Source organism: Streptomyces longhuiensis (genome assembly GCF_020616555.1).
In the GTDB taxonomy this organism is placed as follows: domain Bacteria; phylum Actinomycetota; class Actinomycetes; order Streptomycetales; family Streptomycetaceae; genus Streptomyces; species Streptomyces longhuiensis.
In genome coordinates this window covers 3161955-3186707 of record NZ_CP085173.1, presented here as the reverse complement: position 1 = coordinate 3186707, position 24753 = coordinate 3161955, and the positions used below count along the sequence as shown (strand labels likewise).

Annotated in this window: 19 protein-coding genes; 3 read left to right on the top strand and 16 right to left on the bottom strand. The window is 72.5% G+C overall.

Annotated features, from left to right (window positions below):
• Positions 1 to 39: 39 nt before the first annotated feature.
• Complete coding sequence (gene lipB, locus LGI35_RS14880) at positions 40 to 870, bottom strand: lipoyl(octanoyl) transferase LipB (RefSeq protein WP_227294320.1); 831 nt, start codon at positions 868 to 870, stop codon at positions 40 to 42.
• A 435-nt stretch (positions 871 to 1305) separates the two neighbouring features.
• On the opposite strand from lipB, the gene LGI35_RS14875 reads away from it, so the two are divergent.
• The gene (locus LGI35_RS14875; protein ID WP_227294319.1) at positions 1306 to 2796 is read left to right on the top strand and encodes an NsdA family TPR-like regulatory protein; all 1491 of its coding nucleotides are present in this window, start codon (positions 1306 to 1308) and stop codon (positions 2794 to 2796) included.
• A 21-nt stretch (positions 2797 to 2817) separates the two neighbouring features.
• Here LGI35_RS14875 and LGI35_RS14870 read toward each other — a convergent pair whose 3' ends face one another.
• The 4 genes from LGI35_RS14870 to LGI35_RS14855 form a co-directional block, all read right to left on the bottom strand.
• Entirely contained in the window at positions 2818 to 4989 is a 2172-nt protein-coding gene (locus tag LGI35_RS14870; protein ID WP_227294318.1) for a family 20 glycosylhydrolase, read from the bottom strand.
• Between the two features lie 231 nt (positions 4990 to 5220).
• Positions 5221 to 6567 carry an NAD(P)/FAD-dependent oxidoreductase gene (locus LGI35_RS14865; RefSeq protein ID WP_227294317.1) on the bottom strand — a complete coding sequence of 449 codons (1347 nt, stop codon included), beginning with the start codon at positions 6565 to 6567 and terminating at the stop codon, positions 5221 to 5223.
• Positions 6568 to 6809: 242 nt separating this feature from the next.
• Positions 6810 to 7649 carry a peptidoglycan recognition protein family protein gene (locus LGI35_RS14860; RefSeq protein WP_227294316.1) on the bottom strand — a complete coding sequence of 280 codons (840 nt, stop codon included), beginning with the start codon at positions 7647 to 7649 and terminating at the stop codon, positions 6810 to 6812.
• Positions 7650 to 7748: 99 nt separating this feature from the next.
• Complete coding sequence (locus tag LGI35_RS14855) at positions 7749 to 8552, bottom strand: SDR family NAD(P)-dependent oxidoreductase (RefSeq protein WP_227294315.1); 804 nt, start codon at positions 8550 to 8552, stop codon at positions 7749 to 7751.
• A gap of 137 nt (positions 8553 to 8689) precedes the next feature.
• Here LGI35_RS14855 and LGI35_RS14850 point away from each other — a divergent pair, with 137 nt between their 5' ends.
• Positions 8690 to 9361, top strand: a complete 672-nt coding sequence (locus LGI35_RS14850; protein ID WP_227294314.1) for a TetR/AcrR family transcriptional regulator — start codon at positions 8690 to 8692, stop codon at positions 9359 to 9361.
• A 3-nt stretch (positions 9362 to 9364) separates the two neighbouring features.
• Here the strand turns inward: LGI35_RS14850 and LGI35_RS14845 are convergent, their stop codons facing one another.
• Positions 9365 to 10471: a PP2C family protein-serine/threonine phosphatase gene (locus LGI35_RS14845; RefSeq protein WP_227294313.1), complete on the bottom strand. Its 1107-nt coding sequence runs from the start codon at positions 10469 to 10471 to the stop codon at positions 9365 to 9367.
• 91 nt (positions 10472 to 10562) lie between these two features.
• Positions 10563 to 11051 carry a GNAT family N-acetyltransferase gene (locus LGI35_RS14840; RefSeq protein ID WP_227294312.1) on the bottom strand — a complete coding sequence of 163 codons (489 nt, stop codon included), beginning with the start codon at positions 11049 to 11051 and terminating at the stop codon, positions 10563 to 10565.
• 63 nt (positions 11052 to 11114) lie between these two features.
• Between LGI35_RS14840 and LGI35_RS14835 the strand changes: the two genes are divergently transcribed.
• Complete coding sequence (locus LGI35_RS14835; RefSeq protein WP_227294311.1) at positions 11115 to 12038, top strand: TIGR01777 family oxidoreductase; 924 nt, start codon at positions 11115 to 11117, stop codon at positions 12036 to 12038.
• A gap of 328 nt (positions 12039 to 12366) precedes the next feature.
• Here LGI35_RS14835 and LGI35_RS14830 read toward each other — a convergent pair whose 3' ends face one another.
• The 9 genes from LGI35_RS14830 to LGI35_RS14790 all read right to left on the bottom strand — a co-directional run bounded on the left by LGI35_RS14830 (position 12367) and on the right by LGI35_RS14790 (position 24691).
• On the bottom strand, positions 12367 to 12918 hold the full coding sequence (locus tag LGI35_RS14830; protein WP_227300307.1) for a DUF4240 domain-containing protein: 552 nt from the start codon (positions 12916 to 12918) through the stop codon (positions 12367 to 12369).
• A gap of 103 nt (positions 12919 to 13021) precedes the next feature.
• Complete coding sequence (locus LGI35_RS14825; RefSeq protein WP_227294310.1) at positions 13022 to 13999, bottom strand: helix-turn-helix transcriptional regulator; 978 nt, start codon at positions 13997 to 13999, stop codon at positions 13022 to 13024.
• 19 nt (positions 14000 to 14018) lie between these two features.
• Complete coding sequence (locus LGI35_RS14820; protein ID WP_227294309.1) at positions 14019 to 14792, bottom strand: VOC family protein; 774 nt, start codon at positions 14790 to 14792, stop codon at positions 14019 to 14021.
• Between the two features lie 100 nt (positions 14793 to 14892).
• On the bottom strand, positions 14893 to 17592 hold the full coding sequence (aceE, locus tag LGI35_RS14815) for a pyruvate dehydrogenase (acetyl-transferring), homodimeric type (protein ID WP_227294308.1): 2700 nt from the start codon (positions 17590 to 17592) through the stop codon (positions 14893 to 14895).
• Between the two features lie 284 nt (positions 17593 to 17876).
• On the bottom strand, positions 17877 to 18500 hold the full coding sequence (locus LGI35_RS14810; RefSeq protein ID WP_100592131.1) for a GntR family transcriptional regulator: 624 nt from the start codon (positions 18498 to 18500) through the stop codon (positions 17877 to 17879).
• A 169-nt stretch (positions 18501 to 18669) separates the two neighbouring features.
• On the bottom strand, positions 18670 to 20442 hold the full coding sequence (gene sucB / locus LGI35_RS14805) for a 2-oxoglutarate dehydrogenase, E2 component, dihydrolipoamide succinyltransferase (protein WP_227294307.1): 1773 nt from the start codon (positions 20440 to 20442) through the stop codon (positions 18670 to 18672).
• Between the two features lie 132 nt (positions 20443 to 20574).
• On the bottom strand, positions 20575 to 21963 hold the full coding sequence (lpdA, locus tag LGI35_RS14800) for a dihydrolipoyl dehydrogenase (protein WP_100592133.1): 1389 nt from the start codon (positions 21961 to 21963) through the stop codon (positions 20575 to 20577).
• A 283-nt stretch (positions 21964 to 22246) separates the two neighbouring features.
• Complete coding sequence (locus LGI35_RS14795) at positions 22247 to 23782, bottom strand: leucyl aminopeptidase (RefSeq protein WP_227294306.1); 1536 nt, start codon at positions 23780 to 23782, stop codon at positions 22247 to 22249.
• 126 nt (positions 23783 to 23908) lie between these two features.
• Positions 23909 to 24691: an adenosylcobinamide-GDP ribazoletransferase gene (locus LGI35_RS14790; RefSeq protein WP_227294305.1), complete on the bottom strand. Its 783-nt coding sequence runs from the start codon at positions 24689 to 24691 to the stop codon at positions 23909 to 23911.
• Between the last annotated feature and the right edge of the window lie 62 nt (positions 24692 to 24753).

Genomic DNA, 24753 nt, shown 5'->3' with positions numbered 1-24753 from the left:
ACGTGTGGCCAACCTCTGGCCTTCGGGGTGCATTCCCGCTCAGGCGGTCGCCTTGTCGGGCTCCCTCTCGGGCGCCTTCTCGACGACACGCGGGGCGAGCGCCGCGTTCTCCAGGACATCGCGCAGGTGGCGCTCCACGACCGGCAGCACCTCGTCGATCGTGACCTCGCGGCCCAGCTCGTACGAGAGCGAGGTGACGCCCGCGTCACGGATCCCGCACGGGATGATCTTGTCGAAGTTCGAGGTGTCCGGATTCACGTTCAGCGCGAAGCCGTGCATCGTGACGCCCTTGGCGACGCGGATGCCCATGGCGCAGATCTTGCGGTCCTCGCGGCGCTGGCCGGCGTTCGAGGGCGCGTACTCCGGGCCGTTGAGACGGGGGTCGAACTCGGAGTCGTTCACCCGCGGGTCGAAGTCCAGGGACAGGCCGCCGAGCTTCGGGCGCTCCTCGGTCGCGTCCTTGGCGTCTCCGAGCACCCACACGCCCGCCCGGCCCTCGACGCGGGAGGTCGCCACGCCGAACTCGGCGCAGACCGCGATCATCGCGTCCTCGAGGCGGCGCAGGTGCGCGACCACGTCGACGGGGCGCGGCAGCTTCTGGATCGGGTAGCCGACGAGCTGGCCCGGGCCGTGCCAGGTGATCTTGCCACCCCGGTCCACGTCCACGACGGGAGTGCCGTCCAGCGGACGCTCCTCGGGCGCGGTACGGCGGCCCGCGGTGTAGACCGGCGGGTGCTCGAGAAGCAGGCAGGTGTCGGGGACCTCGTCCGCGAAACGGGCGGCGTGCACACGGCGCTGCTCGTCCCAGGCCTCCTGGTAGTCGACCGAGTCCGCTCCGAAACCCAAGCGGACGAACCGCAACTCATTCACGGTCAGTGCCTCCCTAGAACCTTCAGCGTGCACATATCGCGCCCCCAGCCACTGTACGGGCAGGGCTTTCATGCCAGCCGTTCAGGGAATCCTCACACGATCGGATGAAAGGGGGTCCCGGCCGGTCTGATCAGGAGCCCGCGTGCGCGCTGCGTGATAGCTTCGGCGCCGTCCGTGAGCGGGAGCCGCTCGTGGGCCTACCGCCTGACGGGCGGGAAGTCAGGCTTGTGGAGGCTGTGTAAGACCGGATTCCGGTCCGGCAGGGCCTGTGAAGCAGGAACCCACCGAGGTCCCGTGTGAGCGGGGCGGCAGGAGATTCCCCGCTTGCGGGGGAGGACGTCACATTCGCGCCGTTCCATGTGGGAGCAGTGCAGAGGGGGGCGCACGGTGGCCCCCCTCTACGGCTTCCTAGGGCCCGGAAGGCAATCGCAAAGCATGACGGAACGACCTCCGCAGCGCACGCCCAACCGCCAGCTTGCCGCGCTCATCGCGGAGGCAGGGTTCTCCAACGCCGGACTGGCCCGCCGAGTCGACCAGCTCGGCCTGGAGCACGGTCTCGACCTGCGCTACGACAAGACATCCGTGACCCGCTGGCTGCGTGGCCAGCAGCCCCGCGGCACCACCCCCGCACTGATCGCCGAGGTGTTCACCCGACGCCTGGGCCGCCGGCTCTCCGCCCAGGACCTGGGGCTCGACGCCTGCTCCCCGGTCTACGCGGGTCTGGAGTTCGCCGCCTCGCCCGAGGAGGCCGTCGACATCGTCAGCGGCCTGTGGCGCAAGGACTCGGGCAGCCATGCCGAGCTCCGCAAGATCGCGTTCACCCCGGCGGGACTCGTCGTACCCAGCCGGGACTGGCTGATCGGGCGGGCCGACGACCGGGTCGCCCACGGGGACCACGGCGGTCCCGGCGGCGTACGGATCCCCGCCCAGGGACGCTCTTCGGCCAAGCTTCCGTCCGGGCCCGAACAAGGGCCGCCCCCCTTGCCCCGGCAGCGCGGCCACGGCGAGCGCGGGCCCGGCCAGCGGGTCACCGCGGGCGACATCGCGGCCCTGCGCTCCGTCGGCGAACTCTTCCGCTCCCTCGACCAGGCGTACGGCGGTGGCCACGCCCGCCAGGCGCTCGTGCGCTACCTGGAGCACGAGGCCGAGCCGATGCTGCGGGGCACCTATGGGGAGCAGACCGGCCGGCGGCTCTTCGCGGCCACCGCCGATCTGACCCGGCTCGCGGGCTGGACCTCGTACGACATCGCCGCGCACGGGCTCGCGCAGCGGTATTTCGTGCAGGCGCTGCGGCTGTCGCAGGCGGCGGGGGACCGGACGTACGGGTCGTACGTGCTGGTCACGATGAGCCGCCAGGCCGTCTATCTCGGGCACGGGCGCGAGGCCGTCCAGCTGGCGCGGGTCGCCCAGCAGGGCGTGGGGTCCTCGGCGCCGCCCGCCGTACAGGCGCTCCTGCACGCGGCCGAGGCGCGCGGGCACGGCGTGCTCGGCGAGGTGCGCGCGTGCACGGCGTCGCTGGTGCGCGCCGAGCGGTCGCTGGAGGCGGTGCGGACCGGGGACGACGTGCCGCACTGGGCGCGGTTCTTCGACGAGGCGCAGCTGGCCGACGAGTTCGGGCACTGCCACCGGGATCTCCAGCAGTACCGCGCGGCGGCGCAGCACGCGGAGCGCTCGCTCCAGCTGCGAGCGCCCGGCTTCGCGCGCAGCCGGCTGTTCTGCCGGGTGGTGCTCGCCTCCGCGCGGCTCGGGCTCGGCGAGCTGGACCAGGCGTGCACCCTCGGCGCCGAGGCCGCGCAGGCCGCCTCCGAGATGCGCTCCGTGCGGGCGCACGAGTACGTGCGGGAGTTCGAGCGGCGTCTGGAGCCCTACCGCGACGCGGCCCCGGTGCGCGGATACCGGGACCGCGTCGCCGCCCTCAGCCACTGACGGGGCGGCGGCCGGCGGGTACTACGGGGTGTCCTTCGCGGACAGACCGGCGACCTGGGCGGCCGTCAGGGGCTCGTCCCAGGTGGTGAGTTCGTCGAGGTTGCCGCGCAGGCTCACCTTCTCCGTGCCGATGGAGCGCAGGGGCAGGGGGATCGACGCGTCGACCGTGCCGACCCGCTTCCCGTCGGCGTAGAGCGTGGTGTGGCCCGGTGTCGCCACCCACGTCAGCCGGGTCCAGCGATCGAGCGGCAGCGTGTGGTCGAAGCTGAGGTCGGCCGAGCCGTACCGGGTGAAGCCGACCTTGCCCGTGCCGTACTGCATGAGCTTGAGCGCGCCCACCTTCGAGCTGAGCAGCACCTGGTCCGCGGTGCGGGCCGTGGGCCGGACCAGCACCGACACGGTCCACGGCTCGGTCACGTCCAGGCCGCCGAAGCCGACACCGTCCCGGTCCGAGTCGAAGCGCCACGCCTGTCCGCGCACGCCGTCGTCCACCGGCGTCGGGTTGTTGATGATGTACGACGTGCCCGGCAGGTCACCCGCCGTGTCCTCCGCGAAGATCGTGTTGCCGGGGCTGCCCGCGTACGTCCAGCCCTTCGGGTACGCGGCCGTGTCGAAGGTCCAGCGATGGCTCGGCCGGCCGTCGTTCACCCGGAGCTTCACCGGTGTCGCGGTGATGCCGGGCGGGTCGCCGATACGGGCCGCGCGGGCCCGGAAGTCGGCCAGGGTGTCCGGGGTGGCCGTGCCGTTCCAGGCGCGGTCCGCGAGGATCGCCCGGGCGCCGGCCATCGACTGCTCGAAGTACGCGTCGTCGGCCCAGAAGTTGTAGTCGGCCCAGTTGGTCAGGCCGGAGCCGAGCATGTCGGGTGCCGTGCTGACGGTCCAGCTGTCGTACATCCAGGGCTCGTTCGGGTACAGGTGGTGGTAGTTGTTCGGGGTGTCGTAGAACGGGCCGATGGCGATCTCGTCGTGGCCCGGCACGGCGGGCTCGGCGCCCGTGCCCTCCCAGGTGAGGAAGACGACCGGGCCGTGGACGGTCTGCTGGGGCGCGGCCAGGTGCTCGGAGCCGTTGTAGACGGCGGTGCGCTTGCCGTGCGAGGCGATCACATCATCCAGGGTGTTGATGTACCGGTTGAGGAGATCGCCGAGCGTCGACACATCGGGCGAGGCGGCCAAGTAGTCCTGTACGCGGGGGCAGTTGGCGAGCTGGCCCGGCACCTCCTCGCCGCCGATCGAGAACAGCGGCGCGTCGAACCAGCCGGCGAACTCGTCGACGATCTGCTTCGTCTTCGCCACCGCCTTCTCGCTGGTCATGTCGATGATCCAGGCGGGCGTGAGGTGCGAGTGCGTGTGCGCGGCCGTGCAGGGGTTCGTACCTGAGCCGAAGCCGATGCCGAACGCGTCGCTGATCGCCGTCGCGTGGCCGGGGACCTCCAGGCCCGGCATCAGCTGTACGTGGTGGCGGGCCGCGAAGGACTTGAGGTGCTCGATGTCGGCGCGGCTGTAGCTGTGGTCGGGGTCCGCGAGCCCCGGGAACTTCGGGCTGTACAGGCGGAAGCCCTCCGACTCGGAGAGGTGCAGCATGAGCGTGTTCAGCTTCTGGTCGCCCATCCTGCGGATCAGGTTCTCCAGGTACGGGATCTTCCAGTACTTGCGGCCCGCGTCGAGGTGGACCATGCGGATCGCCTGCGTGGGGACGTCGGTGGCGCGGGCCCGGGGGAGCGTGCGGTGCCCGTCGTCCGTGGAGCGCAGGAGCTGGAGGAGCGTGCGGATGCCGTAGAAGAGGCCGTGCGTGGAGGCGGCCCGGATGCGGACGGCGCCGTCCGAACTGTCGAACCGGTACCCCTCCGCGCCGAGTTCACGGTCGTCGGCGAGGCCGAGGACGATGTCGCCGGGCCCGGCATGGGCCACGTCGCTCGCGACGCGCGGCTCGATGCCGGAGACCTGTCCGAGCTCCGTGCGCAGCTGGGCGGCGAGCTGCTGCACGCTCTGGCGGGCCGGGCCGGGGAACTCGGCGCGGCCAGACGGCTCGGAGGTCTCGGCGCGGGCGCGCGGGTCGACCAGGACGCGGGTGCGGGGCGTGAGGGTGACCGTGCCGCCGAGGGAGGTCCAGTCGGTGGGGCGGGGGACCACGGAAGGCTGCCCGGCGGGCGGTTCGGGGTTCTGCTCCGCGGGCTGGGCTGCTGACGACGGCACTACAGCTCCGATGAATCCGGTGACAAGGGCTAGGACGAACAGCAGGGCTGACGCCGTTCTTCGCACTGCGGCCTCCAGGGACAAGGGTGCGGATGTGGGGACCGTAAAGGGGAGTTGCAGTGGAGGCAAGGGTGCGCGTGCGGGAATGAGGGCGCCCGCCTCCGGAATGTGCCACGGAGACGGGCGCGTAAGGGGACCCTATAGAGGTCGGATGTGTGGCGTGGGTTCGGGTCAGGCGGCCGCCGACAACCTGCCGGTCGTCGGGGCCAGTTGGACGCCCAGGTCCGTGAGGATCGCGTGCGCCGCCCGGCGGCCCGAGTGGAGGGCGCCCTGCACCGTGCTCGTGCCGCGGTGGTCGCCGCAGACATAGAGGCCGTCGAGGAGCCGCACCGGGCGGTGCAGGTCGTGCGGGGCCGGCATCGCGGGCACCGCCTCCGGGTCGTGGTGGACCGCGAGGGTCTCCCAGTCGGAGGTCGACGTGCCGTAGAGGGCGGCCAGTTGGGCCCGCAGCTCGCGCTCGGGCGGCGGCGGGCCGAGGACCGTCGAGGAGACGAGCGCGCGGCCGGCCGGGGCGCGGGTCGGGTCGACCTGGCTGATCACCGCGGTGTATGCGACGGGGCCCAGCCGGTCGGCGTCGAGGAGCAGCGCCGGGTCGGTGAGCGGCGGCTCGGGGACCGCGTGGTGGACGACCGTGACGGGGTGGAAGTCCGGCACGCGCAGCCCCGGGAGCAGCTCGGCCGCGGCGCGCGCCCCGGTCGCCAACAGCGTCGAACGGCACCGGAGTTCACCCTGTTCCTCGGTCGTCACCGAGTTCGCGGAGATGGCGCTGACGCGGACACCGGTGCGGACCGTGCCCGGCGGGAGCCCGGCGGCGAGCATTTCGGGCAGGGCGTCGGCGCCGCCCTCGGGGACGCAGAGGCGGCCGCGCGCGTAGGCGTGCAGGGCGAGGTCCGCGCACCGGCTCGACGAGGTCAGGTCCGGGTCGCACAGGAGCGCCGACAGGAGGGGGCGCACAAAGCCGTCGAGGGTACGGGCGGGCAGCCCGCGGCCGATCAGCGCCTCGGAGGCGGGGAGTTCGGGGCGCGCGAGAAGGCGGGGCACGGGCGTCGCGGCAAGGCGGGCCAGGGCCCTGGCGAGCCGGGCGTGATCCAGGGGGCTGCCGAGTGGAGCGGTGGGGCGCGGACTCCTGGAGGTGCGGGGGCGGGGCACCCTGGGGGCGCTCGCGAGGGCGCGCGCCGTTGTGAGTGCGCCCTTTGCGCGCCGTGGGGCCGGGAGCTCCCCGGTGCGATGGCGGCGGCCGTCGCTGTGCACCAGCACACCCGGCGAGAAGGGGCGCAGGACGAGGGCGTCCAGGCCCGGGGCACGGCGCAGTTCGGGGTCCGAGGTGCACAGGAGCCGGCCGATCCGGTCCAGGCGGAACCCGTCGACCTTCTCCGTGGACATGCGGCCGCCCACACAGGGGCCGGCCTCCAGGACCAGGGTGGGGACGCCCGCCCTGGTCAGGCGGTGGGCGGCCAGGAGTCCCGCGACCCCGGCTCCCACGATGACGACGTCCGCGTGCTGTGCGGGCTCAGGCACGTGCGCCTCCCTGGCGGTTGTGCGGCTGGTGAGAGCCGTCGCTCGTACCCCGGACCGTCCGGCCGGCGCACGAAGACGGGCTCCGAAGGCGTCCTACCCCCCGGCGAACCCGCGTACGGCTCCGGAACACCCGGGCTGTACCCGAGTCCGTCGAGGGTAGGTCCGGGCCCCGGCACAGGGAGTCGCGCGTAGCCCGGGCACGGTCGCACAGGGGGCGCCCGGGGCCGCCGGACGCGGGGTCCCTAGCGCCCCTGGAGCGCCGCCGCCCGCTGCCTGATCTCCGGGAGCGCGGCCATCAGGGCCTGCCCCGGGCAGTACGTCTCGTACTCGTCCCGGTGCGCGGCGATGGCGTTGAACTCCGCCGTCCTGCCCTTGGGGAAGCGGCTGAGGCTGTTCGTCGAGGTGAGGCGGACGCGGGAGCGCGGGTCGACGTTCGCGAGGCCCAGCTTCCAGGCTGCCAGCGCCGCGATGGAGTTCGTCATGGCGCGGGGCACCGGGGTGCCCGCGACGAAGGTGCCGATGGCGGCGATGCCCGCCGTGCCCTTGTTGAAGCCCTGCGCGTGCGCCCCCACGACCGCCTTGTCGACGCCGCCCGCCCGGCCCTCGTAGATCGTGCCGCACCTGTCGACGAGGAAGTTGTAGCCGATGTCGTCCCAGTTCCGGCCGCCCGCCTGGCCCGTGTACAGGTAGCGGATGATGCGGGGCGTGTCGGCGCAGTCGTAGCCGTTCGGCGAGTCCGTGTGGTGGAGGAAGACCGCCGTGACGCGGGCGGCGTACCGGGCGGGCGGCCTGCGGTCGGTGTCGGCCAGCCACTTGGCCCGCGGCACGATGCGGGGCAGCGCCGCGGTGTACGGACGGTCGACCGGCCGGCGCACCGGCGACAGTACCGGCGGCCGGCGCACCGGTACGGCGGCCGGCGGCAGCGCCGGCGCGGCCCGGTCGGCGGGGGTGCGGCCCGCGGCCCGGCCCGACTTCGCCGCTGAACCGCCGTCCCCGGGCCCGACGGTCACGGCACACATCAGCAGCAGGCCGAAGACCGTGGCCACCGGTGCGCAGTACAACGTCATACGGAAGACGCGCATACGTGCCACTCTCCGTCGCGCGCCCGGGGCCCGCCCCGCACGCGGCGCCATACGAGTGATCGCGGACCCTCCGCAGGTCAGACCCGCCTTCGGCGCAGATCAGAAGTGCGTACCGCCGTCGATCCTGATCTCCGTGCCGGTGATGAACCTGCCGTCGTCCGAGCCGAGCAGCGCGACGACGGACGCCACGCTCTCCGGCCCCGCGAAACCCTGGCCGATGGCCGGCGCCAGCTTCATGAACAGGCTCATGTCGGCGTCCTCGGGCAGGCCGGGGCCGCTGCTCTGCCGGCTGGCGCCGGAGCCGTCGGTCATGCCGGAGGAGATGGAACCGGGCTGTACGGCGGTGAACCGGATGCCCTGCTTGCCGTACTCGCTCGCCAGGGCGTGCGTCATGGACTGGATGCCGCCCTTGCTCGCCGCGTACGCCGCCATGTAGGGGTGGGCGAACGTCGCCGACGTCGAGCTGAAGTTGATGACGGCGGAACCGTCACCCGCGAGCAGCGCCGGGATCGACTCACGGATCATCAGGAACGTACCGGCCAGATTGATCTGCAGCACCTGGTTGAAGTCGGCGAGCGACGTCTCGTGGGTGTGCGAGGAGCGCAGGATGCCGGCCGCGTTGACCAGCACGTCCAGGCCGCCGAGCGCCTCGACGGCGGCGGCGACGCCCGCGCGCACGGAGGCCTCGTCCGCGACGTTCACGACGACCGTGGTCAGCCGGTCCGCGGTGCCCGCGGCGGCCGCCTTCTCGACGGTGTCCTTCAGGCCCGCCTCGCTGACGTCGGCGGCGACCGCGCGGGCGCCCTCGGCGAGGACCCGCAGCACGGTGGCCTGGCCGATGCCGGAGCCACCGCCGGTGACGAGTACGCGACGGCCTTCGTAGCGGTTCAGGTTCGGGCTCATGTGCTGCTCCACTTCATTCTCTTCACGATCCGCGGCACCGGGATCGCCGGATTCGCTGTCCACCGTACGCCTGGATGGCACGTTTTGCCATAACGTCAGAACGTGCAGGTTTGTTCCAGGGCGCATAGGCTCCTCCGGTGAGCCCCACGAACGATCAGCGCAGTCCGCAGCCCTCCCTGACCGAGCGGCGCAAGGCCGCCACTCAGCTGGACATCGCCCGCGCCGCCGCCGAACTCTTCGCCGAGCACGGCCCCGACGGCACGACGGCCGAGGACATCGCCCACCGCGCGGGCGTCGCGCTGCGCACCTTCTACCGCTACTTCCGGGGCAAGCAGGACGCGGTCGGCCCGCTCCTCGCCGCGGGCGGCGATGCCTGGCGCGCCCTCCTCGCCGACGCCGAGCCCGGCGCCGACCTGCGGCTCACCCTGGAGACGGCCGTCACCGCCACGCTCTCCGCCCCCGGCGACCACGGCCCCGAACAGCTGGAGACGACCAGGGGACTGCTGCGCGCGGCCCAGGACGACGCCGCGCTGCGGGCCGTCTGGTACCGGGTCAACCAGGAGTCGGAGGAGCGCCTCGTGCCGGTCCTCGCGCGGCTCGCGGGCGAGCGGGCGGACCCCCTCGACGTACGGCTCGCCGCCGCCGCGGCCACCGACGCCATCCGGATCGCCCTGGAGGCCTGGGCCGCCACCGACGCACCCGCGACGGGCGCGACCGGCTCACCGGCGGTCCTCGCGCTCCGCTGCCTGCGCGAACTGACCGGCGGGATCAGCCTGTTGGGGGGCGGTCAGGGCACCGGCCGGCAGTGACCGTCAGTCGTCCGACGGGTCGACCTCCGGCGCGAACACGAGCATCGTCAGATCGTCCCGTACCGTCCCCGCGAACCGCACCACGTCCCGCCACAGCGCGTCCGTCAGCTCCGCCGGATCGTCCGTGCTGAACCGGACCAGACGCTCCGCCAGCGGATAGAAGGCGCCGGACGAGTCCCGCGCCTCGATCAGCCCGTCCGTCAGGCCGAGCAGCCGGTCGCCGGGCTGCAGCCGCACCGTGAGCTGCTCGGGCGGCGAGAGGCCCGCGATCCCGAGTCCGAGAGGCGCCCCGGACGGCACCGGCAGCTCGATGACCTCCTCCCCGCGCAGGAGCAGCGGACGCGGATGGCCGCACGACATGGCCCGTACCACCGGGGAGTCGTCGGGGAACTCGAGGAGCAGCGCGGTCGCGAACAGCTCGGCGTGCTCGTCCTCGGCCGAGTCGACCACGAGCCTGCGGTCGAGGCGCGCCGCGACCCCCTCCAGGTCCGCCTGGTCGAGCACCGCCTCACGGAACGCGCCGAGCAGCCCCGCCACCGTGCCCACCGCGGACAGCCCGTGGCCCTGCACATCGCCGATCACGGCGCGTACCCCGGCCGGACTCCTGCGTACGTCGAACAGGTCGCCGCCGACCAGCGTCCCGCGCTCGGCCGCGCGGTACAGGCCCGCGCAGCGCACCGATCCGACCCGTTCGCGCAGCGGCGGAAGCACGGCGAACTGGGCCGCCTCGGCGACCGTGCGCACGGTGACGAGCTGGTCGTCGCGCCGGCTGCGGACCCAGCCGATCAGCACGCTGAGCAGTGCCACGAAGGAGACCGTGAGCACGTCGCTGTTGCCGGGGTGCCCGAGGTTCATGAAGGGCACGTTCAGCAGGATGATCACGACGCCGCCGAGCAGCGCCGTGGCGGCGGGCCCGTACGTGAGAGCGGCCAGCGGCGGGATCGCCCCCAGCAGGAAACCGAGGTCCAGCTTCTCCTCGGTGACCAGCTGGGCCGTGCACAGGGCGAGGAGCAGAGCGACCGGCAGCACTCGCACCCAGCGCGGCGGCGGTGCCCCGCGCAGCCAGGCCCGCTCCTCGCCGTCCCGGCGACGCGACAACGCCCCGGTCATCGGCGGGCTCCTTCCCATGGACCCTTTCACGCTCCTACGGGAGGGCCGTCCCCGCACCCCGGGCGGGTCCGTCAGAACCGCCGCGCCCCGCTCACAGGGCCTGGCCCATGAGGACGTCGTCCACGTACTTCCCGTCGAGCAGGAGCTCCTCCGGCAGGACTCCCTCGACCACGAACCCCTCGGACTCGTACAGCGCCCGCGCGGGACCGTTGTGCCCGAGCACCCGCAGCGTCATGCGGCGCGCGCCGGCCTTGCGGGCGTGCTCCAGCGCCGCGCGGACCAGCGCCCGGCCGACCCCGGCGCCCCGCGCCTCGGCGGCGACCGCGAGGCCCTGGATCTGCCGGACATGGGTGTGGACGGCGAGCGACGTGGGATAGGCGATGCGTACGTAACCGGCGAGCCGCCCGTCGAGTTCCGCGACCAGATGGTCCCGCGGCCCGAACCGCTCCGAGAAGAACGGGTCGTACGGCGGCAGCGGCTGCGGCTGGACGGAGTGCAGCGTCGACCAGGCGGCGCGGTCGAGCCGGGCCAGCCCGTCCTCGTCGTCGGGGCGGGCGAGACGTATGTACGGCTGTGACATGGGGGCCACTGTACGACCGGCCCACGACCGGCCGCCGGGCGTTCCACGCGGCAGGATGGCCCCATGACCCAGAGCGATTCCGCACCCGTACGCCGCTCCCGGTTCGCCGTCGCCGGCGCCTCCGGCCTCATCGGCTCCGCCCTGACCCGGTCCCTGCGGGCCGACGGGCACGACGTCGTCCGCCTGGTCCGCAGGGAGCCGGCGGCCCCGGACGAGGTCCGCTGGGACCCGGAGCGGGGGTCCGTCGACGCGGCCGGGCTCTCCGGCTGCGACGCGGTCCTCAATTTCGCCGCCGCGGGCGTGGGCGACCGCCGCTGGACCGACGCGTACAAGAAGAGGATCCGCGACAGCCGGGTCCTCGGCACCGCGACGCTCGCCGAGGCCGTCGCCACACTCGAACAGCCTCCCCGTGTCTTCGTCAACGGCAGCGCCGTCGGCTACTACGGCGACACCGGCACGCGCGCCGTCGACGAGAGCGCGCCGCCCGGGGACGGGTTCCTGCCCCAGCTGTGCGTGGAGTGGGAGGAGGCCGCGGCGCCCGCCCAGGAGGCCGGAATCCGCACCGTGTTCGCGCGGTCCGGGCTCGTCGTGTCCCGCGACGGCGGGGCCTGGGCGCGGCTCTTCCCGCTGTTCCTGGCCGGGCTCGGCGGACGTATGGGCGACGGCCGCCAGTACTGGTCGTACATCGCGCTGCACGACGAGATCGCGGCCCTGCGCCACATCCTCGCCACGGACGAGCTGTCGGGCCCCGTGAACCTCACCGCCCCGCACCCCGTCACGAACGGCGAGGTGACCGCCGCGATGGGGCGCGTGCTGCACCGCCCCACCCTGCTGACGGCCCCCGCCTCCGCCCTGCGCATGGCCCTCGGCGAGATGGCGGGCGACGTCCTCGGCAGCACACGGGCCGTGCCGACCCGGCTCCTGGAATCAGGCTTCACGTTCGCGTTCCCCGGTATCGAGGAGGCGATCAGGGCGGCCAGGCGCTGACCCCCGGGACGCTTCGGCCGGCCTAGGGCGCCTATGGCCTGAAGGGCTCTGGGAGCTGGGCCGTCTATGGCCTGAAGGGCTCCGAGTGCTCGGCCGCCTGTGACCCGATGTGCTCTGGGAGCTGGGCCGCCTGTGACCTGAAGGGCTCTGGGAGCTGGGCCGTCTATGGCCTGAAGGGCTCCGAGTGCTCGGCCGTCTATGGACCGATGCGCTCCGAGTGCTGGGCCGCCTGTGACCTGAAGGGCTCTGGGAGCTGGGCCGTCTATGGCCCGATGTGCTCTGGGAGCTGGGCCGTCTATGGCCCGATGCGCTCCGAGACCTGGGCCGCCTATGACCCGAAGCGCTCCGAGTGCTCGGCCGCCTGTGACCCGAAGCGCTCCGAGAGCTTCGGGTACAGACGCTCGAGCTCCGCCGCGTTCTCGAAGTCGACCGGCGTGCCTTCCGGCTCCGCGGGCGCGGCCGGGATGCCGAGATCGGGCGCCACCGCGCCGGTCAGCTCCTCGTACGCCTCGTCCGCCGCGTAACCGAGCTCCTCGCCGTCCCCGTCGATCTCCTCGTCGAACTCGCCCAGCAGATCGGCGAGCGCGTCCGGCTCGTGCAGCGCGCCCTCGAAGACCTCCCGGCCCTGGCCGATCAGCCAGCAGCGGAAGTAGTCGAACGCGTCGTCGCTCGCCCCGCCGAGCAGCACCCACGCGGCGCCCCACAGGTCCCAGCGGTAGGCGCGGTGGTAGCGGGACTCGAAGTGACGGGCGAAGTCGAGCACCGCGTCGGGGTCGGCCTGGAGCAGCCGGTCGACGAGCAGCTCGGCATGGTCCTCGGGGTCGCCCTCGGCGGCCTCGCGGGTGCTGTCCACGATCTCCCAGAACTCCGTCTCGTCCATCACTGGACAAGCATCTGCCTTGGGGGTCGGGGACGCACGCCGAGTGCCGGAGCTGCGCCAGTTCGTTATGCGCGCACATGCCGAGGGCACGGCGCCCGGCAGTTCACCGGTAGCGGTCGGCCGTCCGCCGCGCCGCCTCGGCGAAGCGCTCGCGCAGCGCGGCGGGTGCGAGGACCTCCGCCTCGGGCCCGAGCGCGAACAACTGGCCGTACGCGACGTCCTCCGACTCGACCGGCAGAGTCACCGTCACCCACCCCTCCTCGTCGGGCTCGCCGGCCGACTCCCGCGCCGCACGCACGGACACGGGCTCGGTCGCGTGCGGAAGCTGCCGCAGCCCCGCGGGGGACAGCCGAAGGACGACCTCCGCGCGCAGGATGGACCGCGCGAACTGCTCGGCCCGCTCCTCCCAGAACCCCGGCAGGTCGAACTCCTCGTCCCGTACGAAGCGTTCCTCGCCCGCCTCGACGCCGGTGAACCGGTCGATCCGGTACACCCGGTGGGTCCCGCCGCCCACGACGCGGGCGCACAGATACCAGACGCCCGCCTTCAGGACGAGCCCGTACGGCTCCAGCTCCCGCTCGACCTCGGCTGCGACCTCGTCACGGCGGTAGCGGGCGCGCACCACCCTGTCGTCCCACACCGCGTCCGCCACCGCGGGCAGCAGCTCGGGCGTCCGCGGCTCCTTGAACCAGGCCGGCGCGTCCAGGTGGAACCGCTGCGCCGCCGTGCGCGAGGCGTCCCGCAGCGAGGGCAGCAGCGCCGCCGACACTTTCAGCCGCGCGGCCGACGCCGCGTCCTCGAGGCCCATCTCGCGCAGCGCGCCCGGCACCCCGGACAGGAACAGGGCCTCCGCCTCGCCGCGCGCCAGACCGGTCAGCCGCGTCCGGTAGCCGCCGATCAGCCGGTACCCGCCCGCCCTGCCCCGGTCCGCGTACACCGGCACGCCCGCCTCGGACAGCGCCTGCGCGTCCCGGGTCACCGTCCGCTCCGAGACCTCCAGTTCGCGCGCCAGCTCACCCGCCGTCATCGACGGCCGGGACTGGAGCAACAGCACCATCTTGATCAGGCGGGCAGCACGCATACGCCCATGATGCGGGCCCTCAGCGCGGGGTGTACGTGATGACCGCGAACGAGGCGCCCTGCGGATCGGCGAGCACCGCGAACCGGCCCGGCTCGATCGTCGTCGGGTGCACCAGGATCTGCCCGCCGAGTTCCTTGCAGCGGGCCGCCGTCGCGTCGGTGTCCTCGACGGCGACGTACACCATCCAGTGCGCCGGCAGATCCTCGGGGAACGAGCCCGACGTCGTGTCGAGCATGCCGCCGAAGGGCTCGTCGTCGACGCTCCACTCGGTGTAGGTGCCGCCGCCCCCGTAGGGGTGCCGCTTCGCGCCCCAGCCCAGTACGGACTGGTAGAAGTCGATGGATCCGTCCGGATCGCGGGTCAGGAGCTCGAACCAGCAGAAACTCCCCGGCGCGTTCACGACGCCGAAGCCCGTGTTCGTGATCGGCTGCCACAGGCCGAACGCGGCCCCCGACGGATCCTGGCAGACCGCGAAGACGCCGTCCTCCGCGATGGTCTCCGGGCCCGTGACCACCGTGCCGCCGTTGCCCTTCACGCGCGCGATGACCGCGTCGACCCCGGCCGACTGGTAGTACGGCAGCCACGCCGACGGTTCCTTCGGGCTCCTGGTCGGGCCGATGCCCGCGACCAGTTCCTCACCGGACCTGAAGAGGCCGTAGGTCTGCGACCGCGGATCGGACACCACTTCGCTGCGCCAGCCGAGGAGCCCCTCGTAGAAGAGCCGGGCCGCGTCGGTGTCCGGCGTGGAGAGGTCCGCCCAGCAGGGTGCTGACGGGGTTTTGGAGATCTTCATGGACGTGCAGCTCCCCTGAACGGCGCCCCCCTGGACTCCTCCTCATTCACGCACGCGTGCCCCGCCCCGGCAATCGGGACGGGGCACGTATGACCAGGGACTACAGGCCGTAGCGCTCGCGCGCCTCCTTCACGGCCGAGGCCTTGACCTCGCCGCGGCGGGCGAGCTGGGCCAGGGCCGCGACGACGATCGACTGCGCGTCGATGCCGAAGTGGCGGCGGGCCGCCTCGCGGGTGTCGGAGAGACCGAAGCCGTCCGCACCGAGCGAGGAGTAGTCCTGCTCGACCCACTGCGCGATCTGGTCGGGGACCTGGCGCATGTAGTCGGAGACCGCGAGGACCGGGCCCTGGGCGCCGTTGAGCGCCGTGCGGATGTACGGAGTGCGCTCCTCGCCGCGCAGGATCGCCTCGTCCGCCTCCAGGGCGTCGCGGCGCAGCTCGGTCCAGGAGGTCGCGGACCACACGTCGGCGGCGACACCCCACTCCTCGGCGAGCAGTTTCTGCGCCTCGAGGGTCCAGTGGATCGCCGTGCCCGAGCCGAGCAGCTGGATGCGGGGGGCGTTGGCGGCCGCGACGTTCACCCCGGCCGACTCGGCGGTGTTGAAGCGGTACAGGCCCTTGAGGATGCCCTCGTCCACGCCCGCGGGCTTGGCCGGCTGCGGCATCGGCTCGTTGTAGACCGTCAGGTAGTAGAAGACGTTCTGGTCCTCACCCGGGGCCGCCTCGCCGTACATGCGACGCAGACCGTCCTTGACGATCGCGCCGATCTCGTAGGCGAACGCCGGGTCGTAGGTCAGCGCGGCCGGGTTGGTCGCCGCGATGACCGGCGAGTGACCGTCCGCGTGCTGCAGACCCTCACCCGTCAGCGTCGTACGGCCCGCGGTGGCACCGACCAGGAAGCCGCGGCCGAGCTGGTCGCCGAGCTGCCACATCTGGTCGGCCGTGCGCTGCCAGCCGAACATCGAGTAGAAGATGTAGAAGGGGATCATCGCCTCGCCGTGCGTGGCGTACGCGGAGGACGCGGCGATGAAGTCCGCCATGGAGCCGGCCTCGGTGATGCCCTCGTTGAGGATCTGGCCGTCCGTGGCTTCCTTGTAGTACATCAGCTGGTCGCGGTCGACCGGCTCGTACGTCTGCCCCTTGGGGGAGTAGATGCCGAGCGACGGGAACAGCGACTCCATGCCGAAGGTGCGCGCCTCGTCCGGGACGATCGGCACCCAGCGCTTGCCGGTCTCCTTGTCGCGTACGAGGTCCTTGACCAGGCGTACGAACGCCATGGTCGTCGCGACCGACTGCGAGCCGGAGCCCTTGTCGAAGGACGCGAACGCCTTGTCGGCCGGGGCCGGCAGCGGAGCGATGGCGTGCGTGCGGCGGGCCGGGGCGGGGCCGCCGAGGGCCGCGCGGCGCTCCTGGAGGTAGCGGACCTCGGGGGAGTCGGCGCCCGGGTGGCCGTAGGGGACCTGTCCGTCGACGAACTGGCTGTCGGAGATGGGCAGTTCAAGGAGGTCACGCATGTCCTTGAACTCGTCCACCGTCAGCTTCTTCATCTGGTGGTTGGCGTTCTTGGACTCGAAGCCCTTGCCCAGCGTGAAGCCCTTGACCGTCTGGACCAGGATCACGGTCGGCGCGCCCTCGTGCGACAGGGCCGCACGGTAGGCCGCGTACACCTTGCGGGGCTCGTGGCCGCCGCGCGAGACCTTGAAGCACTCGGCGATCTTGTCGTCCGTGAGCAGCCTGCCCAGCTCGACGAGCGCGGGCTCGGAGCCGAAGAAGTGCTCGCGGATGTACGCGGCGTCGCGGGTCGCGTACGTCTGGAACTGGGCGTCCGGCACCTCGCGCAGCCGGCGCACGAGCGCGCCGGTCGTGTCGAGCTGGAACAGCTCGTCCCAGGCGGAGCCCCAGAGCGTCTTGATGACGTTCCAGCCGGCGCCGCGGAACTGCGCCTCCAGCTCCTGGACCACGCGGAAGTTGGCGCGGACCGGGCCGTCGAGGCGCTGCAGGTTGCAGTTGATGACGAAGGTCAGGTTGTCCAGACCCTCACGCGAGGCGAGCGCCAGGGCCGCGGTGGCCTCGGGCTCGTCCATCTCGCCGTCACCGAGGAACGCCCACACGTGCGAGGCGGAGACGTCCTTGATCTTGCGGTTGGTGAGGTAGCGGTTGAACCGTGCCTGGTAGATCGCCGACAGCGGGCCGAGGCCCATGGAGACGGTCGGGAACTCCCACAGCCAGGGCAGGCGCCGCGGGTGCGGATACGACGGCAGGCCGTCGCCGCCGGACTCCTGGCGGAAGCGGTCGAGCTGCTGCTCGCTCAGGCGGCCGTCCAGGAAGGCACGGGCGTAGATGCCGGGGGAGGCGTGGCCCTGGATGTACAGCTGGTCACCGGAGCCGTCGCCCTCCTTCCCCTTGAAGAAGTGGTTGAAGCCGGTCTCGTAGAGCCAGGCCGCCGAGGCGAAGGTGGCGATGTGGCCGCCGACGCCGTACTTGGAGCCACGGGTCACCATCGCGGCCGCGTTCCAGCGGTTCCACGCGGCGATCTTCAGTTCCAGCGCCTCGTCACCCTCGATCGCCGGCTCCGCGGCGGTCGGGATGGTGTTGACGTAGTCGGTCTCGAGGAGCTTCGGCAGCGCCAGGCCTGAGCCCTCGGCGCGCTCCAGCGTGCGGCGCATCAGGTACGCGGCACGGTGCGGCCCGGCCGCCTGGGTAACGGCGTCCAGGGAGGCCTGCCATTCGGCGGTCTCCTCGGGGTCGCGGTCCGGGAGCTGGTCGAGCTCGCTCGGCTGGATTGCGGAGGGGTCGGTCATTGCGCCGCCTTCCTGAGTCGGAGGGGGGTTCCCTTAGCGGAAAGGGTGGGGGTGCCCTAGGTCTTTGGCAGGACAGGGCGTGGGTCCCTGGTGGAGACCCGTCGGCGACTCTAACTCCCTGATCGATGATCGATCAAAGGGTTGAAGGAGAAAACTTCCTCAGACGGAGAAAGTGGGCATCCGGTGCCATTGAACGGGGCACCGGGTGCCTTGATTTCAAAGGCGGTACGCCGGATATTCGCAGGTGGGAGGGGTGGCGCGACGACGTCTGAGCGGGGTGCGGCTCAGGCGCGCGGGGCGCAGCCGAGCACATGCGCCTTCACCAGCTCCGCGATCGCGGGATCCCGGCGCCGGAACGCGGCCACGAGCGCCTCGTGCTCCTCCGCGTACGACTGCTGGACGGTGCCCAGCCACCGGATGGACAGGGCCGTGAAGACCTCGATGCCGAGGCCCTCCCAGGTGTGCAGGAGCACGGAGTTCCCCGCGGCGCGCACCAGTTCGCGGTGGAAGGCGACCGTGTGCCGCACCTGACCGGTCCCGTCGGCCTCCTGGTCGGCGCGGTAGAGGGCCGCCACATGGGGTTCGAGGGCCGAGCAGTCCTCGGCCAGCTTCCCGGCCGCCAGCTCCGCCGCGATGGCCTCCAGACCGGCCCTGACCGGGTAGCTCTCCTCCAGGTCGGCGGCCGTCAGGTTCCGCACCCGCACGCCCTTGTTGGGGGCGGACTCGATCAGGCGCAGGCTCTCCAGCTCCCGCAGGGCCTCCCGCACGGGCGTCTGGCTGACCTCGAGCTCCGTCGCGATGCGGCGCTCCACGATGCGCTCGCCCGGCTTCCAGCGCCCGCTGACGATCCCCTCGACGATGTGCTCGCGGATCTGTTCGCGCAGCGAGTGGACGACGGGCGCGGTCATGATGGCTCCTCCAGCGACGGGATGGTGCGGCCCGCAGGGTCTCGTCGGGGGCGGTGGCCAGGGAGACGGGCGGGCAGAGACCCCAAGGTGCGTTGACCTCTAGACAATACGGCGGCGCCCCCGTCCGGAAGACCTCCGGACGGGGGCGTACGCGCTGATGAGACGAGAGTTACAGGCCGAGCTCGACCTCGAACTCGCCGGCCTCCAGGATCGCCTTGACCGCGGTCAGGTAGCGGGCGGCGTCCGCGCCGTCCACCAGACGGTGGTCGTAGGAGAGCGACAGGTACGTCATGTCACGGACGGCGATGGTCTCGCCGAGGTCCGGGTGGTTGATGACGACCGGACGCTTCACCGTGGCGCCGATGCCCAGGATCGCGGCCTGGTTCGGCGGCACGATGACGGTGTCGAAGAGCGCACCGCGCGAGCCCGTGTTGGAGATCGTGAAGGTCGCACCGGACATGTCGTCCGGCGTGAGGCCGCCACCGCGGGCCTTGCCGGCCAGCTCGGCGGTCTTCTTCGAGATCCCGGCGATGTTCAGGTCGCCCGCGCCCTTGATGACCGGCGTCATCAGACCCTTCTCGGCGTCGACGGCGATGCCGATGTTCTCCGAGTCGAAGTACGTGATGGTGCCTTCGTCGTCGTTGATCCGGGCGTTGATGACCGGGTGGGCCTTCAGCGCCTGGGCGGCGGCCTTGACGAAGAACGGCATCGGGGAGAGCTTGACGCCCTCACGGGCCGCGAACGCGTCCTTCGCCTTGGCGCGCAGCTTCATCAGCTTGGTGATGTCGACCTCGACGACCGAGGTCAGCTGGGCCTGCGAGTGCAGCGCCTTCATCATGTTGTCGCCGATGACCTTGCGCATGCGGGTCATCTTGACCGTCTGGCCGCGGAGGGGGGAGACCTCCAGGGCCGGGGCCTTCGCGGCGGCGGCCGGAGCAGCGGCGGCGGGGGCCGGGGCGGCCTTCGCGGCCTCGGCGGCCGCGATGACGTCCTGCTTGCGGATACGGCCACCGACGCCGGTGCCCTTGACGGTGCCCAGGTCCACGCCGTTCTCCGACGCGAGCTTGCGGACCAGCGGGGTCACGTACGCGCCGTCGTCACCGGCGACCGCGGCGGGGGCCGGGGCAGCGGGGGTGACCGGAGCGGGAGCGGCGACCGGTGCCGGGGCCGGGGCGGCCGGAGCCGCGGGCGCGACCGGTGCCGGAGCGGCGACCGGTGCCGGGGCCGGGGCGGCCGGAGCCGCGGGGGCAGCCGGAGCCGGTGCCGGAGCGGCAGCCGGAGCGGCCGGGGCGGCGGGCGCGGCGGCAGCCGGAGCGGCACCGGGAGCACCGATGACGGCCAGCTTGGCGCCGACCTCGGCGGTCTCGTCCTCGGCGACGGAGATCTCCAGGAGAACGCCGGCGACGGGGGAGGGGATCTCGGTGTCGACCTTGTCCGTGGAGACCTCGAGCAGGGGCTCGTCCTCCGCGACCTCCTCGCCGACCTCCTTCAGCCAGCGGGTGACGGTGCCCTCGGTGACGGACTCGCCGAGAGCGGGCAGCACGACGTCGGTGCCGGAAGCGGCACCGGCAGGGGCGGCCGGAGCGGCCGGGGCGGCGGCCGGAGCCGCGGGGGCTTCGGGGGCCTCGGCGGCGGGGGCCGGAGCGGCGGCCGGGGCCGGGGCCTCGGCAGCGGCGGGAGCCGGGGCGGCGGCCGGGGCGCCCGTGCCGTCGTCGATGACGGCGAGCTCGGCGCCGACCTCGACGGTCTCGTCCTCGGCGACCTTGATGGAGGCCAGGATGCCGGCGGCGGGCGAGGGGATCTCGGTGTCGACCTTGTCGGTCGAGACCTCGAGCAGCGGCTCGTCGACCTCGACGCGCTCGCCCTCGGCCTTCAGCCAGCGGGTGACGGTGCCCTCGGTGACACTCTCACCGAGCGCCGGAAGGGATACGGAAACCGACATGGTTTCTGTTGCTCCTTAGTGGGGTCTCCCCTGCTCGAGCGATGTTGAGAGCTTGGGGGAGTGCGGAAGTCTGTGGTCGGTCGTCGCGCCCAGGGGACGACAGGGACGACTGGGTCCAGCCTGCGGCCTGACCTAGTCGTGCGAGTGCAGCGGCTTGCCCGCGAGGGCCAGGTGGGCCTCTCCGAGTGCCTCGTTCTGCGTCGGGTGGGCGTGGATGAGCTGGGCGACCTCGGCGGGCAGCGCTTCCCAGTTGTAGATCAGCTGGGCTTCGCCGACCTGCTCGCCCATACGGTCGCCGACCATGTGGACGCCGACCACGGCACCGTCCTTGACCTGGACGAGCTTGATCTCGCCCGCGGTCTTGAGGATCTTGGACTTGCCGTTGCCCGCGAGGTTGTACTTCAGAGCGACGACCTTGTCCGCGCCGTAGATCTCCTTGGCCTTGGCCTCGGTGATACCGACGGAGGCGACCTCGGGGTGGCAGTACGTCACCTTCGGCACGCCGTCGTAGTCGATCGGGACGGTCTTGAGACCGGCCAGACGCTCCGCCACCAGGATGCCCTCGGCGAAGCCGACGTGCGCGAGCTGGAGCGTCGGGACGAGGTCACCGACGGCAGAGACGGTCGGCACGTTGGTCTGCATGTACTCGTCGACCAGGACGTAACCGCGGTCCATCGCGACGCCCTGCTCCTCGTAACCGAGACCGGCCGAGACCGGGCCGCGGCCGATGGCGACCAGGAGGACCTCGGCCTCGAAGGTCTTGCCGTCGGCGAGGGTCACGCGGACGCCGTCCTGCGTGTACTCGGCCTTCTCGAAGAAGGTGCCGAGGTTGAACTTGATGCCGCGCTTGCGGAACGCGCGCTCCAGGAGCTTGGAGCTGTTCTCGTCCTCGACGGGCACGAGGTGCTTCAGGCCCTCGACGACGGTGACGTCGGTGCCGAAGGACTTCCACGCGGAGGCGAACTCGACGCCGATGACGCCGCCGCCGAGGATGATCGCGGACTGCGGGACGCGGTCCAGCTTCAGCGCGTGGTCCGAGGAGATGATGCGGTTGCCGTCGATCTCCAGGCCCGGCAGCGACTTCGGCACGGAGCCGGTCGCGAGGAGCACGTGGCGGCCCTGGACGCGCTGGCCGTTCACGTCCACGGAGGTCGGGGACGACAGGCGGCCCTCACCCTCGATGTACGTCACCTTGCGGGAGGCGACGAGACCCTGCAGGCCCTTGTACAGGCCGGAGATCACGTCGTCCTTGTACTTGTGGACGCCCGCGATGTCGATGCCCTCGAAGGAGGCCTTGACACCGAACTGGTCGGCCTCGCGCGCCTGGTCGGCGATCTCGCCGGCGTGCAGCAGGGCCTTCGTCGGGATACAACCGTTGTGCAGGCAGGTGCCGCCGAGCTTGTTCTTCTCGATCAGGGCGACGTCCAGGCCCAGCTGCGCTCCGCGCAGGGCCGCGGCGTAACCGCCACTGCCACCGCCGAGGATCACTAGGTCGAAAACGGTGCTGGCGTCGTTCGCCACGTCACGTCCTCCATGCATGTGCGCCGTACGCCGGTCTGCAGTGACCGGGCGGCGGCTGGTGTCCGGCCGCTTTTTTATGCTTCGGCCCTGTGGTGGGGGCCCTGTCCTGCCGAGAACCCATCTTCGCACTTGTCGGAGGCGGACGGGACGCCGGGCCCGGGGGTGAGACGGCGGTTACACCTGAAACCCGGCTGAGGGGGTCCGGAAGGCTGCGGATTTCGTCGAAAGCGAACAGCCCCCGGGTGCCGTCGCACCCGGGGGCTGTCGAGCAGTGCCCTACGCGTCAGCCGAGGTCACCGTCGGCCGTGCGCTCCGCGAGGCGCACCAGCGTACGGACCGCGGAACCGGTGCCGCCCTTGGGCGTGTAGCCGGACGCGCCGCCCTCGTTGAAGGCCGGGCCCGCGATGTCGAGGTGGGCCCACGTGATGCCCTCGCCGACGAACTCCTGGAGGAAGAGGCCGGCCACCAGGCCGCCGCCCATGCGCTCGCCCATGTTGGCGATGTCGGCGGTGGCGGAGTCCATGCCCTTGCGCAGGTCGGAGGGGAGCGGCATGGGCCAGGACGGCTCGCCGACCTCCTCGGCGACCTCGTGGATCGACGTACGGAAAGCGTCGTCGTTCGCCATGATGCCGAACGTGCGGTTGCCAAGCGCCAGCATCATCGCGCCGGTCAGCGTGGCCACGTCGACGATCGCGTCCGGGGTCTCCTCGGAGGCCTTGGCGATGGCGTCGGCCAGGACCAGGCGGCCCTCGGCGTCCGTGTTCAGGACCTCGACGGTCTTGCCGGAGTACATGCGAAGGACGTCACCCGGGCGGGTGGCCGAGCCGGACGGCATGTTCTCGGCGAGCGCCAGCCAGCCGGTGACGTTCACCTTGAGGCCCAGACGCGCGGCGGCGACGACGGCGGCGAACACGGAGGCGGCGCCGGCCATGTCGCACTTCATCGTCTCGTTGTGCCCGGCCGGCTTGAGGGAGATGCCGCCCGAGTCGTACGTGATGCCCTTGCCGACGAAGGCGAGGTGCTTGTCGGCCTTGGACGACGTGTAGGAGAGCTTCACCAGGCGCGGCGGGGCCTCCGAGCCGGCGCCGACGCCGAGGATGCCGCCGAAGCCGCCCTTGGCGAGCGCCTTCTCGTCGAGGATCTGCACCTTGATGCCGTGCTCCTTGGCCGCGGCCGAGGCGACGGCGGCGAAGGCCTCCGGGGTGAGGTCGTTCGGCGGGGTGTTGACCAGGTCGCGGGCGCGGTTGAGCTCCTCGGTCACGGCGATGGCGCGCTCCACGGCGGCCTTGAACGCCTTGTCGCGGGGCTTGGCACCGAGCAGGGCGATCTCGGCGAGCGGCGCCTTGCCGTTCTTCTTGCCGTCCTGGGCCGACTCCTTGTAGGCGTCGAAGGAGTACGTGCCGAGCAGGGCGCCCTCCGCGATCGCGCCCGCGTCACCCGAGTCCTCGACGGGCAGGGCGAACGCGGCCTTCTTCGCACCGGCCAGCGCGCGGGCGGCGGCACCGGCGGCGCGGCGCAGGGCCTCCGCGTCGTACGTCTCGTCCTTCTCCGGCACCGGGCCGAGACCGACGGCCAGGACGACCGGGGCCTTGAAGCCGGACGGGGCGGGGAGCTTCGTCACCTCACCCTCACCGCCGGAAGCGCCGAGGGTCTCCAGAACGGCGGCGAGCTTGCCGTCGAAGGCCTTGTCCACGGCCTCCGCGCCGGGGGCGACGACGAGCCCGCCGGTCTTGGACGCGGCACCCTTCGCCACACCGACGACGATCGCGTCGGCACGCAGGCCGGACGCGGCGGCGGTGCTGAGAGTCAGAGCAGTCACGGTGGTGAGGTCCCTACTTTCATGGTGTCTGAACGAATTCTGACGGGCCGTGGGGTGTATGGCCCCTTGGGGAGCCTACGCCCGTGTGCGCGAGGGTGCGCTTCGCGGTATGCGACCGCGGCCGTGTCAGCCGAGAGTGAGGACGACGAGGGCGGCGGTGGCGGCGGTCTCGGCGACGCCGCCGAAGACATCGCCGGTCACTCCGCCGAAGCGGCGCAGGCAGTGGCGCAGCAGGAGTTCGGCCGCGCAGCAGGCCAGTACGGCGGCCGCCGCGCCGCGCACGGCGCCGTACGCCGAGCCGGTGGCGGCGCCCGCGGCACCGGCGGCGCACACGGTCACGGCGGCGGCGAGCAGCGCCCCGCGCACCGGCACCGTCCCGGCGACGGCCGCGCCCAGGCCCTCGGGCCGGGCCGGCGGGACACCGGCGCGCGAGGCCAGGGTGAGCGCGAGCCGGGCGGTGAGTGCCGAGACGACGACGGCGAGCGCGCCGCGGGCCCACGATTGCGCGTACAGCTCGAAGAGCGCGGCGACCTGGGCGAGGAGCACGAGCACGAGCGTGATGACGCCGAACGGGCCGATGTCCGACTGCTTCATGATGCGCAGCGCGTCCTCGGCCGGCTTGCCGCTGCCGAGGCCGTCGGCGGTGTCGGCGAGCCCGTCCAGGTGCAGTCCCCGGGTCAGCGCGGCCGGGACGCTCACGCTCGCCACGGCCGCGAGCAGCGGTCCGGCGCCGAGCAGCGTCAGGATCGCGCCGAGCGCGGCGGCGGCCAGGCCCACGACGAGCCCGGCGACGGGGGCGCAGAGCATTCCGGCGCGGGCCGCCTCGCGGTCCCATCGGGTGACTTCGACCGGGAGCACGGTGAGGGTGCCGAAGGCGAAGCGGAGGCCGTCGGCCGGGGTTGCGGACATCCCGGCAGGCTACCCGGGGGGCCCAGCACAGCGGGCGGCGCCCGTGCCCCGGCGGCAGGATG